Source organism: Gardnerella sp. DNF01199S (genome assembly GCF_049244155.1).
GTDB classification, from domain to species: Bacteria; Actinomycetota; Actinomycetes; order Actinomycetales; family Bifidobacteriaceae; genus Bifidobacterium; species Bifidobacterium piotii.
This window is the reverse complement of record NZ_CP058380.1, coordinates 265,290-278,361: the sequence shown is the minus strand read 5'-3', so window position 1 is coordinate 278,361 and position 13,072 is coordinate 265,290. Positions and strand designations below refer to the sequence as shown.

The window sequence follows — 13,072 nt, the reverse complement described above, 5'->3', positions numbered from 1 at the left end:
CCGACTTTGCGCGCCAACCTGCCGTAGCGCTTAAAGCGTAGCGCGCGAAGGCAATTTGGCGCGCTGAGCAGCTCAAGGCAGAAGCAGTGCTTCTGCGCTGCGAAGACGTGAGCGCAGCTAACCTGCGCGAGCGACACGACTTGGGGTTATAGGCCAAAAAGTGTGTAAAAAATCATGTCTCACGCATTGCAATACAAGCGTTTTGCGGTAATCGAATCTGTTTTACGCACATTCGCCACTCGGACAAAAAGTGTGTAAAAAATCAGCTCATAAGCCTTATGGCAGTAGGGCTCGTGGTATATCGAATGTGGGTTATTCTTCATTTGTATGAATAACCCACTATGCAATAATTGTCATAACTAATTGTCATAACAAAATGAGCAAGAATGGTCACACCAATGCTGGCACTACTAGATACCGTTGTCCTAACTGCGGGGCTTCTAAAAGTAGAGCGTATGATAAACAATCAAACGATTTAACAGTTGGCTTAAATTGGCTTTTATCTAATAAGACTCAGAATAAGTATTCATACGATTTCTCAGCCCGTACCTTAAGACGTAAGAATAAGCTTTTATGGGACTTATGGCCACAGGTACCATTCGTGGATGAAGTTTATGATTACATTCATGTTGATGGTATTCATTTAGGACGTAAATCTGTAGTATTAATCGCTTACTCTGGTAAACATGTTTTAGGCTGGTACGTGGCTCGTAGTGAGAATAGTCGCGCGTGGGGTTACCTCATGCAGCGTATTGCGGAACCGCTAGTAGTAGTTTGTGATGGTTCTGGTGGTATTCGTAAAGCAGTAAAAACATATTGGCCTAACACGAAAATACAACGTTGCTTATTCCATATAGGTCTTAACATTAAAGCCTTAACTGGAGTTAATCCTCGTCTTACTCCTGGTAAGCAATTACTATCATTAGCTAACATTGTTTCTGACGTAAAAACAGAAGATCAAGCCCGTCATTGGCTTATTTCTTACAATAATTGGGTGAATACTTGGAGTGATTTTCTTAAAGAGAAAAGCAAGTATTGTGATGGTAGTATTGCTGATACTCATCAAAGACTAGTTCGTGCTAAATCAATGATTGATAGGCGTATTCGCGAGGGCTATATGTTTACTTTTCTTAATCCTCCAGAAGATTGCAATCATCCTATTCCACCAACTAATAATGCTATTGAATCAATGAATAGTAGAATTCGCGCTATGCTACGTAATCATCGTGGATTAAGCTTGTTAAAACGTATACATGCTATATGCTGGTGGTGTTATTTAAACACGAGTAAGCCAAGAGATAAGTCTTGGATAGTCATTCATTCTTTTACTAGTAAACGTATAGAACAACTCTATAGGCAAGCCTGGGAGCGTTCTAATCAAGGATTATATGAAGTATTTGGAATACCAGCAAGATATGGTACTGGTGTTGATTGGAATGGGTTTCATAAGAGTAGTGAATACTACCAGTAGTTATTAAAAAGCTAAGCTGACTGCTTCTATTTTGAATATTCATCAGCTTAGCTTTACACACTTTTTGGCCTATAACCCGCTTTACACACTTTTTGGCCTATAACCCACGACTTGGTTTTAAGTAATAAAAAAGCGGGGAGTATAAACTCCCCGCTAGAAAGAATAATGCGGCAGCGTGTTAGTCTCCCACACCCTATCGAGTGCAGTACCCTCACCGTGTCAGGCCTTAGCTTCCGGGTTCGGAATGGGACCGGGCGTCTCACCTGAGCCATGACCACCGCAAAACTAGATTATACACTCGCAATACGCGAGCGGCAAGCTGGCGGTTTGGGAACCGGACATGAACGCGAGCAAACAGAAGAAACAATCATCAAAATCAACAACTTAACCATAATCATGATCGCTTAACACTCCCTAATGTTAAGAGAATTAAACGATAAGCAATACAAGTAGTATCACAATCGCCCATTAGTACTGGTCAGCTCCACCCCTTACAGGGCTTCCACATCCAGCCTATCAACCACGTGTTCTACATGGGGGCTCACACACAAAGTGCAAGGAATGCTAATCTTGGAGCAGGCTTCCCGCTTAGATGCTTTCAGCGGTTATCCCTTCCAAACGTAGCTAACCGGCAGCGCCACTGGCGTGACGACCGGCATACCAGAGGTTCGTCCACCCAGGTCCTCTCGTACTATGGGCAGGTCTCCTCAACATTCCAACGAGCGCAGAGGATAGAGACCAAACTGTCTCACGACGTTCTGAACCCAGCTCGCGTGCCGCTTTAATCGGCGAACAGCCGAACCCTTGGGACCTGCTCCAGCCCCAGGATGCGACGAGCCGACATCGAGGTGCCAAACCATCCCGTCGATATGGACTCTTGGGAATGATCAGCCTGTTATCCCCGGGGTACCTTTTATCCGTTGAGCGATGCCACGTCCGTACGCCGGCACCGGATCACTATCTCCGACTTTCGTCCCTGCTCGACCCGTCAGTCTCACAGTCAAGCCCGCTTGTGCGATTACACTCAAAACCCGATTGCCAACCGGGCTGAGCGGACCATTGAGCGCCTCCGTTACTCTTTAGGAGGCAACCGCCCCAGTTAAACTACCCGCCAGGCACTGTCCCTAACACGGATAACGTGTCGAGGTTAGACGCCAGATATGGAAAGAGCGGTATTTCACTTGTTGACTCCACGCAAGCTAGCGCCCACGCTTCAAAGCCTCCCGCCTATGCTACACGATCCACACCTAACGACAATACCAAGGTATAGTAAAGGTCCCGGGGTCTTTTCGTCCTTCTGCGCTTAACGAGCATCTTTACTCGTACTGCAATTTCGCCGGGCTCCTGGCCGAGACAGTGGGGAAGTCGTTACGCCATTCGTGCAGGTCGGAACTTACCCGACAAGGAATTTCGCTACCTTAGGATGGTTATAGTTACCACCGCCGTTTACCGGGGCTTAAATTCACCGCTTCGCCAAAGCTAACGGATCCTCTTAACCTTCCGGCACCGGGCAGGCGTCAGAGCGTATACAGCGGCTTACGCCTTCGCACGCTCCTGTGTTTTTGGTAAACAGTCGCTACCCCCTAGCTTGTGCCACCCCCAACAGCTCCGCATGTAAAAAACATCACCATCAAGGGTCTCCCTTATGCCGAAGGCACGGGAGTAATTTGCCGAGTTCCTTGGCCAGGATTCGCCCGATCGCTTCGGTATACTCTACCAGACCACCAGTGTCGGTTTAGGGTACGAGCGGAATCACACCTCACGTTGAAGCTTTTCTCGGCAAGCAGGATCACCGGAATCAGCCATACGGCCTACCCATCACGCCTCAGCTTAAACATCCCCCGGATTTACCTAGGAGACAGCCCACACGCTTAGCCACGGAAAACCACCTCCGCAGCCGGCTACCTACCCGCGTCACTCCCACGCTAACCTACTACCGATACGCTCCCAACACTAAACCAGAAGAAAACCCCGAAAGGCAATCAACCAGAATAACGAAGGTTAGTACTCTCAGATTCAGTTCGAACGGTGTAACACCGGTACGGGAATATCAACCCGTTCATCCATTCGACTACGCCTGTCGGCCTCGCCTTAGGACTCGACTCACCCGGGGACGACGAACGTGGCCCCGGAACCCTTAGTCATTCAGCGGACAGGATTCACACCTGTCTCTCGCTACTCATGTCTGCATTCTCACTCCCGTATAGTCCACGACAAGTTCACACTGCCGCTTCACCCCATACAGGACGCTCTCCTACCCCGCGTGAAATAAATCACGCAGTCGCGTCTTCGGTGGCGTGCTTAAGCCCCGCTACATTGTCGGCGCGGAACCACTAGACCAGTGAGCTGTTACGCACTCTTTCAAGGATGGCTGCTTCTGAGCCAACCTCCTGGCTGTCTATGCGACTCCACATCCTTTCCCACTTAGCACGCGCTTCGGGACCTTAGACGACGATCAGGGCTGTTTCCCTTTTGACGACGGAGCTTATCCCCCGCCGACTCACTGCCATGATAAACCTAACAGGTATTCGGAGTTTGGCTGCTATTAGTACCCGGTATGGGCCCGCAAGCATCCAGTAGCTCTACCCCCTGTAAGCAATAACATGACGCTGCACCTAAATGCATTTCGGAGAGAACCAGCTATCACGGAATTTGATTGGCCTTTCACCCCTAACCCCAAGTCATCCCCCCAGTTTTCAACCTAGGTGGGTTCGGTCCTCCACACGGTCTTACCCGCGCTTCAACCTGCTCAGGGCTAGATCATCCCGCTTCGGGTCCAGGACATGCGACTAAAACGCCTTTTAAAACTCGCTTTCGCTACGGCTCCCCCACCCGGGTTAGCCTCGCCACATACCACTGACTCGCAGACTCATTTTTCGATAGGCACGCCGTCACCCCACAAGAAGGCTCCGACGGATTGTAAGCGCACGGTTTCAGGAACTATTTCACTCCCCTCCCGGGGTGCTTTTCACCTTTCCCTCACGGTACTAGTACACTATCGGTCAGACAGGAATACTTAGGCTTACCCAACGGTCTGGGCAGATTCACGCGGGATTCCACGAGGCCCGCGCTACTTGGGAATAAACATAAAGAGACATCGCACGACCTGCTACGGGGCCATCACCCTCTACGGCTGGGAATTCAATCCCATTCACATAACACGATGTTTTATCACTCTCCTCAACCCCGTCAGAGGCTGAACAGTCAATCCCACGACCCCGAATACGCAACACCTGACGGTTATCACACGTACTCGGTTTAGCCTGATCCGCTTTCGCTCGCCACTACTCACGGAGTATCCTTTCCTGCAGGTACTGAGATGTTTCACTTCCCTGCGTACCCCCCACAAAACTGTGGTGACCACCCATAACAGTGGCCGGGTCTCCCCATTCGGAAATCCTCGGATCAAAGCCCACTCGGCAGCTCCCCGAGGCATATCGCAGCCCGTCACGTCCTTCATCGGTCCTGTCTACCAAGGCATCCACCATACGCCCTTACCAGTGATACACCAGTAAAAAGCCTATCGCTTAACTCTCTAGACAATAAATCATCACACTAAACGATCACAAAACGATCAAGCGACTCCACCAAAATGGAGCCGGTTGAAATTGATAAAAGTAAAAACAAGCAAAACCAAAAATAGTCTCACTATTCTTACTCGCGTCCACTATCCAGTTCTCAAACCACCAAACACCAAGAACACAAGCCAAAAACAATAAAGCCTCAACCTGTAATCCAAGGGCTAGGACCGCAACCCCAACAAAAAGGGGGGTGGCAATCCGGGAACCCAAAAGCATGCCCAACATACTCACACAAAAAACGTTAACTATTGTTTTCCACACCAGTAACCACACTCAACTGAGCGTGCACAAAAACTCCGTAGAAAGGAGGTGATCCAGCCGCACCTTCCGGTACGGCTACCTTGTTACGACTTAGTCCCAATCACGAGCCTCACCTTAGACGGCTCCATCCCAAAAGGGTTAGGCCACCGGCTTCGGGTGCTGCCCACTTTCATGACTTGACGGGCGGTGTGTACAAGGCCCGGGAACGCATTCACCGCGACGTTGCTGATTCGCGATTACTAGCGACTCCGCCTTCACGTAGTCGAGTTGCAGACTACGATCCGAACTGAGACCGGTTTTAAGGGATCCGCTCCATGTCACCATGTCGCATCCCGTTGTACCGGCCATTGTAGCATGCGTGAAGCCCTGGACGTAAGGGGCATGATGATCTGACGTCATCCCCACCTTCCTCCGAGTTAACCCCGGCGGTCCCCCGTGAGTTCCCGGCATAACCCGCTGGCAACACAGGGCGAGGGTTGCGCTCGTTGCGGGACTTAACCCAACATCTCACGACACGAGCTGACGACGACCATGCACCACCTGTGAACCTGCCCCGAAGGGAAACCACATCTCTGCAGTCGACAGGCACATGTCAAGCCCAGGTAAGGTTCTTCGCGTTGCATCGAATTAATCCGCATGCTCCGCCGCTTGTGCGGGCCCCCGTCAATTTCTTTGAGTTTTAGCCTTGCGGCCGTACTCCCCAGGCGGGACGCTTAACGCGTTAGCTCCGACACAGAACCCGTGGAATGGGCCCCACATCCAGCGTCCACCGTTTACGGCGTGGACTACCAGGGTATCTAATCCTGTTCGCTCCCCACGCTTTCGCTTCTCAGCGTCAGTAACAGCCCAGAGACCTGCCTTCGCCATTGGTGTTCTTCCCGATATCTACACATTCCACCGTTACACCGAGAATTCCAGTCTCCCCTACTGCACTCTAGCCCGCCCGTACCCGGCGCAAACCCACCGTTAAGCGATGGGCTTTCACACCAGACGCGACGAACCGCCTACAAGCTCTTTACGCCCAATAATTCCGGATAACGCTTGCGCCCTACGTATTACCGCGGCTGCTGGCACGTAGTTAGCCGGCGCTTATTCGAAAGGTACACTCACCCAAAAGGCTTGCTCCCAATCAAAAGCGGTTTACAACCCGAAGGCCTTCATCCCGCACGCGGCGTCGCTGCGTCAGGGTTTCCCCCATTGCGCAATATTCCCCACTGCTGCCTCCCGTAGGAGTCTGGGCCGTATCTCAGTCCCAATGTGGCCGTCCGCCCTCTCAGGCCGGCTACCCGTCGAAGCCTAGGTGGGCCATTACCCCGCCTACAAGCTGATAGGACGCGACCCCATCCCATGCCACTAAACACTTTCCCAACAAGACATGCGTCAAGTTGGAGCATCCAGCATTACCACCCGTTTCCAAGAGCTATTCTGGAGCATGGGGCAGGTTGGTCACGCATTACTCACCCGTTCGCCACTCTCACCAACCAGCAAGCTGGTCGGATCCCGTTCGACTTGCATGTGTTAAGCACGCCGCCAGCGTTCATCCTGAGCCAGAATCGAACCCTCCACGAAAAACTTCAATGAAGAGCCAACATAAGGCTCCAATATAAAAGAAAAAGACGAGACATTCTTTAAGGAAAGAACATCCCAACAAAAAACCTCACCATCATTTAACCATCTCTCAGGCACCCCACAATCTGTGAGGCTGACAATGAACTGGCAATAATTAACTAAATAAGTAGTACAGACACGCTCTTGAGTTCTCAAACCACCACCACACCAGCCGGCTCATCAACCTCAACCGAGGAGAACCAGCCGCGCTGAGCAGCAAGAGATAAACTTACACCAAAGCAAGCCCAAAAGCAAATCACACCCAAACCAACAAGCCAAAACCATTGAAACAAAGCCAAAACATCGGCGTGTTGAAAACACGGCTAAAACACGCAAAAAAACGCCACGCAACCACACACCAACAAAAACACAACAAAAATAATCCAAAAAAACAAGAAAAACACCCCCAAAAACCAAAACACGGGAGTGTCGCGCAATCAACATAAGCAAAATACAAAATACACAACGCAAGCAAAACAAACAATATATATGCACACAACATGTGTACGTGCTATACCTAGGCGTGCTATATATAGGTATATGAGAAATAGCGAGAAAAACAGCAAGAGCAGCGCACACAACAGCGTACACCATCACATTGTTGCACTAACAGGCGCAGGAATATCTACAAGCGCGGGCATTCCAGACTTTCGAGGCCCAGATGGAGTTTGGACTAAACACCCAGAACAAATGAGCGTTTACGACATTGACGCGTTTTTAAGCAGCGAAGAAGAACGCATTTACTCTTGGCGATGGCAAAAAGAGTCGCCAGTTTGGAACGCTCAGCCTGGAACAGCGCATAAGTCGCTAGTAAAACTTGAGAAAGCTGGAATGCTGGACTTAATCGCCACTCAAAACTTTGATGCGCTTCACGAAAAAGCTGGAAACAGCCCAGGTATTGTAGTGAACTTGCACGGAAGCATTGGAACATCACACTGCATGAGCTGCCACGCGAGCTATAAAACTGCGGATATTATGCGCGACTTAGACGCACACCCAGACCCACATTGCAGGCGCGCGCTGCCATACCGCGGAAACATGCCTTGCAACGGCCTTATAAAAACAGACGTTGTATATTTTGGGGAAGCTCTGCCCGAAGGAGCAATGGAACGCAGCGCGCAGGCGATTATGCACGCAAGCGAGCTGTGGGTTATTGGATCTACGCTAGAAGTGTTTCCAGCTGCAAGCCTTGTACCGCTAGCCGCTCGCGCAGGAGTGCCGATTACAATAATGAACCTGGGCGCTACGCAATACGATTATTTGGCAGAGCGCATAATACGCGAAGATATTGCTAAAGCTCTGCCAAAGTTAGTAGACGAAACTATTGCAAAGTAACTATTGCAAAGTAACTCCAAAATAATTATTGCAAGCTAACGGCAATTCCCTCCCACGGCGCAAGCGTGCCATTTTTAAGCGATTTAAGGGCATGATCCGCGCTGTACGTAGAAATCATCACATCATCATACGATGCGCCGTTAGAGGCGATATTACGCAACAATTCGGCACTTTGAGCAGGTATTGCTACAGATGAATCCGTCATATTTACCATTACGAGCAACTTCTTTACAGAAGCACAAGGCAAATCGCAAGCAACCGCGCTTGAAGAACTCACACCATGCTCAAGACCTGCCTCATCTGCCACATCTGCCTTAGCATTATCACAAGTCTGCTCAACCTGCCTAATAAACGCGTAAACGCACTCGTCATCCGCATCAACCAAATTCCAAGAACCAGCTGAAACAACAGGCTGCGAATGGCGCAACTCAATCAAACGCTTGTAGAACGAGTAAACGGAATCCGAATCTTCCATTTGCTCCGCCGCATTAATATCTACATAATTAGGATTCACGCTAATCCACGGCTGCGCATTATTTTGCGACGGAACATTAAAAGGCATGAATCCCGCATATTTAGACGCATTCCACTGCATTGGAGTTCGAGAATTATCGCGACCGCGCTTTGCGAGCGCATCCATCATAGACTCCGCAGACTGAATATGCGCTTCTTCTACGCGCTGCTTAAACATATTCAACGCTTCCAAATCGCGATACTGCTCAAGACGCGTAAAGTGCGCGTTTGTCATGCCAATTTCTTCACCCTGATACACGTACGGAGTACCGCGATGCATATGAAGAAGCATTGCAATCGCCTTAGCAGAAAGCACGCGCATCTCATCACTAGCCTCACTACCCCAGCGAGAAAGCGCACGCGGCTGATCGTGATTATTAAAGAACAGGCTCGCCCAACCAGCCTCGCTAACTGCTTGCTGCTGATCCGTCATTGCGCGCTTTAATGCCGTCAACTTAAGAGGAATAGGATTCCACTTAGTTCCATTTGCGCAATCAACATTAACTTGATCAAACAAGAAAAGCATGTCTAGCTCGCCATTAGCAGGATTTGTAATATAAGTGTTTCGATGCGCGGAAATTCCAGGAGCTTCGCCAACAGTTAAGAAACCTTCGCGACCCTTGAAAACCGCTTCGCGCATCTCGCGCAAAAACTCGTCTAAGCGAGGGCCATCGGAGCAGAAGAAATACGGTGAAGAGTAGCCGTCATCGCCTGCTGGCGCATCTTCAATCTGCGAACCGTATTCCCCTGGCAAACGCCCTTCGCTATCTATGCGCTTAGAAATTTGCGTAATTACATCCATGCGGAAGCCGTCAATTCCGCGATCCATCCACCAATTCATCATCTTGTACACTGCAGCGCGAACGGCAGGATTTTCCCAATTCAAATCTGGCTGCTTTGGCGAATACTGATGGAAGTAATATTCGCCGCGCTTTGGATCATACGTCCACGCCGAGCCGCCAAAATACGAACCCCACTTATTTGGCTCCGCACCTGGTTCTCCAGGCACACATCCTTTGCGTGCTGGCCTCCACCAATACCAATCCGCGTAGTCGCTAGAAGCATCTCTTGAAGCCTGGAACCACGCATGCTCGTCGGAAGTGTGATTTACTACTAAATCCATAACAACTTTAAGGCCGCGCTTGTGCGCTTCTGCCAAAAGCTCGTCCATATCTTCCAAAGTTCCAAAAAGCGGATCAATATCTTGATAATCGGAAATATCGTAGCCGTTATCGTCTTGTGGAGACTTGTAAACAGGGCTAAGCCAAAGCACGTCGACACCTAAATCAGCCAAATAGTCAAGACGCGAAGTAATGCCCTTCAAATCGCCTATTCCGTCGCCGTTAGTGTCTTGGAAGCTTCGCGGATAAATCTGATACACAACTGCATTTGCCCACCAAGGGTTTGGCGTAGCGCCGTTTGTGCGCACGGATTGCGGCAAGTTTGCTCTGTTAAAAGTAGTCATATAAACCCCATTAATATTTTTATTATTTATTTTTATTATTCACAACGTTTACAATTCTATACTTTAACTATCTTACAAGCACATTTTTTAAACACTAACAATATAAAAAGCGGCCCGCAGTAAAAACTACGAGCCGTGCCTCCTTCTCATTCATTGTACGAATTGCAGAATACTCTCCAAATCACTGCTGATTATGCAATTTGAATGCAAGCTCCGCCAAATGAACTCCGTGAGTCAAGAACTCGTGAGTGCGGCAAACGTAGTCATTTTCGCGACCAAGCTTTGCAATATATCCGTTTATATAATCAACTTCTGTCTTTCGACCACGACTCATATCTTGATACATTGAAGGATAGTGCAAAGGATTTGCCACGCGACTCACGTAGTCAATAGCCTCCAACTCCTGCTGACGCGTATTAACCATACGAATTCCTGCACGATCGCATACATCGTACGCTTCGTTAATAAGTTGACGAGCCATATCCATAGCCCCTGGGTACGAAATAAACTGACCCATTTGAATCTGATACATTGTGCACAAAGTGTTAACTACGGAATTAAAAACTACCTTTGCCATGCACGTACCCTTGAAATCTTCCGTAATAGTAGGGTTCAAGCCAGCAGCTTTAAAATCATCTCGCATAGCAAGCTCAACATCGCTCACTTGCTCGTTCAACGCACACATATTCATTGTGCCAACGCCAACTTTACCAATAAAATCAACGTCTCCAGGACCATTCAGCACGGTTGCAATCATTGCAGTACCGCCGTAAATGCGATCGTCCGAGAAATATTGCTGAAGCTTTTCAAAATGGCCCCAACCGTTCATTGCAGCGAACACAACCTGATGATCCTTAAACAAATGCTTGCAACGCTCCAACATCTCCGCAAGCTGCATTTGCTTCATAAACACAATCCACACATCTGGATCGCCGTCATAATCTTCTGGAGTATACATATTGATTGGCACAAGATGGCGATTCTCGTGATCTCGGCTAACCATTACGCCGCCTTGCTGGCGAACCTTATTCACATTTTCATCCCAGGCATCAATGAAATCAACATGAATACCAGCCGTCTCCTGCAACAAAACGCCATAGCGATATCCCATAGCGCCCGAACCGATCATTGCATATTTCATGTCACTCATAATGACACCTCCCTGTAGGTAAAGTGGCGCTCGCACATAAATTCATAGATTTCATTTATATGGATTACGCGTAAGCGACCACGAATATAACAAAAAGCAGAAGACTGAATGAGTGAAAAACAATCAGTCAACTGCTCTTCGGTTTTTATAGCATATTACACAGTTTTTTGAAAATGTCAAAATTTTTCTAATTACATCTTTACAGCGTTTCTAATTAAAAAATTATTCAGTTTTATCTATGATTTTCGAAAAAATTACGCAATAATTGCACACACTGCGATTCGCAAACGGAGCCAAAAACTTGCGGATGCGAGCCAATATGAGGATCTCGCAAAATATCCCAAACAGATCCGCATGCGCCAAGTTTTGAATCCCATGCGCCAAAAACAACGCGACTAATATGCGTTTGTAAAATCGCGCCAGCGCACATTGGACAAGGTTCCAAAGTAACAACAAGCGTGCAATCGCTAAGATTCCAAGACTTGCGCACATCTGCCGCCTGCCTAATCGCAAGAATTTCTGCGTGAGAAAGAGGGTCCGCGTCTTGCTCGCGAAGATTAGAGCCGCGGCCAATAATCGCACCAGAACCATCTACAACAACAGCGCCAACTGGAACTTCTCCACAATCGGCAGCAACTTGTGCAAGTCGCAATGCCTCTTGCATGAGTGAAACATATTCGCGCGCGCTGAAAGTCACATTAACCCCGAAGAAATATTGTGCAACGCAAACCAAGAGCGAATATCGCCAAGTTCTTCCATGTGAACTGCGTGGTCAAGCCCGCGGTAACGCTTCTCTTCGAGCCACGTATGCTCCTCAAGCCAGGCTGCAGCCGCAGAAAACTCGTAAGGAGCAATAACAGCATCATCCAAACCGTAGCCAAAGAAAACAGGCGTGTTAAGATCCGCAAGAACGTCGTCGTTAAGAGAAATATCTTTAGCAATATTAGGAGCTACAAAGCCAGAAAGCGCAACGGATGCGCGGTAGCGATCTGGATTAAGCCTAAGAACATGAATCGCAAGAGCCGCACCTTGCGAAAAACCGAATGGAACAACAGCGCGGTCTTCGGGAACGTTCGCCGCAACCCACTCATCAATCGCAGCAGCCGCAGCATACATATCTCGGTCTAAGTCATCTCCGTTAGGCACAGCATCATGGAACCAACTGTAAGCGCCTTGAGCCAAGCGAAGTGGAGCACGCAAAGAAATCGCATCGTTATAAGGAGCCACAACGCGCATTAAGTCAAGCAAATCGTCCTCGTTTGAACCCCATCCGTGCAACAGCAAAAGAAGAGGCCTTGTGGCGTATGCAGATGCTTCGCTTCGAGAATACTTAGCAACGCTTACATGCAAATCTTCGCCGAATCTGCCTGGAACAACACTAGATTCGCGGCCAGCATGAAGGCCATTTGAAGCTCCAGAAGCATTGTCTTCGCTGCCAAAATCGCCATTATTGGCGTTGCTGTTGCCGTTATTTCCGCCGCCAAAATCATTATTGTTAAATTCGCCGTTGTCGAACTCACTAGAGATCACACCGTTATGATTAGTCATAACTACAGCATACGGCACAGCTTTGGCATTTATAAACGCGCGAAGACTATATAAAAATTTAACCCCAGCCGCTTGGACTGGGGTCTAAATTTAAGGAAAAAATATGAATAAGCTTTCGTGATTACCTTTTAAGTTTTTCA

General features: G+C 48.6%; 7 protein-coding genes, 3 rRNA genes and 1 pseudogene. 3 read left to right on the top strand and 8 right to left on the bottom strand.

Features of this window, described 5'->3' with window-relative positions:
* The first annotated feature begins 327 nt into the window (after positions 1–327).
* Positions 328–1,471: pseudogene (locus tag HXT45_RS01190) on the top strand (IS1249 family transposase).
* 165 nt (positions 1,472–1,636) lie between these two features.
* On the opposite strand, the gene rrf reads toward HXT45_RS01190, so the two are convergent.
* Positions 1,637–1,753, bottom strand: a 5S ribosomal RNA gene (gene rrf, locus HXT45_RS01185).
* On the opposite strand from rrf, the gene HXT45_RS01180 reads away from it, so the two are divergent.
* Entirely contained in the window at positions 1,742–1,879 is a 138-nt protein-coding gene (locus tag HXT45_RS01180; protein ID WP_421781937.1) for a hypothetical protein, read from the top strand. The two genes, rrf and HXT45_RS01180, sit on opposite strands and share 12 nt — an antisense overlap.
* Before the next feature lie 41 nt (positions 1,880–1,920).
* On the opposite strand, the gene HXT45_RS01175 is transcribed toward HXT45_RS01180, so the two are convergent.
* From HXT45_RS01175 to HXT45_RS01165, 3 genes are all read right to left on the bottom strand, one after another.
* Positions 1,921–4,979: ribosomal RNA gene (locus HXT45_RS01175) — 23S ribosomal RNA — on the bottom strand.
* A gap of 55 nt (positions 4,980–5,034) precedes the next feature.
* Positions 5,035–5,277: a hypothetical protein gene (locus HXT45_RS01170; RefSeq protein ID WP_421781935.1), complete on the bottom strand. Its 243-nt coding sequence runs from the start codon at positions 5,275–5,277 to the stop codon at positions 5,035–5,037.
* A 77-nt stretch (positions 5,278–5,354) separates the two neighbouring features.
* Positions 5,355–6,882, bottom strand: a 16S ribosomal RNA gene (locus tag HXT45_RS01165).
* The 16S, 23S and 5S rRNA genes sit together here, the layout of an rRNA operon.
* Before the next feature lie 579 nt (positions 6,883–7,461).
* Here HXT45_RS01165 and HXT45_RS01160 point away from each other — a divergent pair.
* Positions 7,462–8,256, top strand: coding sequence for an SIR2 family NAD-dependent protein deacylase (locus HXT45_RS01160; protein ID WP_004132443.1), 795 nt, complete (start codon positions 7,462–7,464; stop codon positions 8,254–8,256).
* Positions 8,257–8,281: 25 nt separating this feature from the next.
* Here HXT45_RS01160 and HXT45_RS01155 read toward each other — a convergent pair whose 3' ends face one another.
* From HXT45_RS01155 to HXT45_RS01140, 4 genes are all read right to left on the bottom strand, one after another.
* Positions 8,282–10,234 (bottom strand): alpha-glucosidase, encoded by a 1,953-nt coding sequence (locus tag HXT45_RS01155; protein WP_004132442.1) that lies wholly within the window; start codon positions 10,232–10,234, stop codon positions 8,282–8,284.
* A 181-nt stretch (positions 10,235–10,415) separates the two neighbouring features.
* A complete protein-coding gene (locus HXT45_RS01150) occupies positions 10,416–11,384 on the bottom strand; it encodes a ketopantoate reductase family protein (protein ID WP_032817083.1) in 969 nt (322 codons plus the stop codon).
* 232 nt (positions 11,385–11,616) lie between these two features.
* Positions 11,617–12,048 (bottom strand): nucleoside deaminase, encoded by a 432-nt coding sequence (locus tag HXT45_RS01145; protein WP_421781932.1) that lies wholly within the window; start codon positions 12,046–12,048, stop codon positions 11,617–11,619.
* A gap of 29 nt (positions 12,049–12,077) precedes the next feature.
* Positions 12,078–12,932: an alpha/beta hydrolase gene (locus tag HXT45_RS01140; protein ID WP_421781930.1), complete on the bottom strand. Its 855-nt coding sequence runs from the start codon at positions 12,930–12,932 to the stop codon at positions 12,078–12,080.
* Between the last annotated feature and the right edge of the window lie 140 nt (positions 12,933–13,072).

Excerpts from the sequence above, each read along its gene's own strand:
- HXT45_RS01180 (WP_421781937.1), top strand. The coding sequence starts at position 1,742 with ATGACCACCGCAAAACTAGATTATACACTCGCAATACGCGAGCGGCAA.
- HXT45_RS01170 (WP_421781935.1), bottom strand. The coding sequence starts at position 5,277 with ATGTTGGGCATGCTTTTGGGTTCCCGGATTGCCACCCCCCTTTTTGTT.
- HXT45_RS01160 (WP_004132443.1), top strand. The coding sequence starts at position 7,462 with ATGAGAAATAGCGAGAAAAACAGCAAGAGCAGCGCACACAACAGCGTA.
- HXT45_RS01155 (WP_004132442.1), bottom strand. The coding sequence starts at position 10,234 with ATGACTACTTTTAACAGAGCAAACTTGCCGCAATCCGTGCGCACAAAC.
- HXT45_RS01150 (WP_032817083.1), bottom strand. The coding sequence starts at position 11,384 with ATGAGTGACATGAAATATGCAATGATCGGTTCGGGCGCTATGGGATAT.
- HXT45_RS01145 (WP_421781932.1), bottom strand. The coding sequence starts at position 12,048 with ATGCAAGAGGCATTGCGACTTGCACAAGTTGCTGCCGATTGTGGAGAA.
- HXT45_RS01140 (WP_421781930.1), bottom strand. The coding sequence starts at position 12,932 with ATGACTAATCATAACGGTGTGATCTCTAGTGAGTTCGACAACGGCGAA.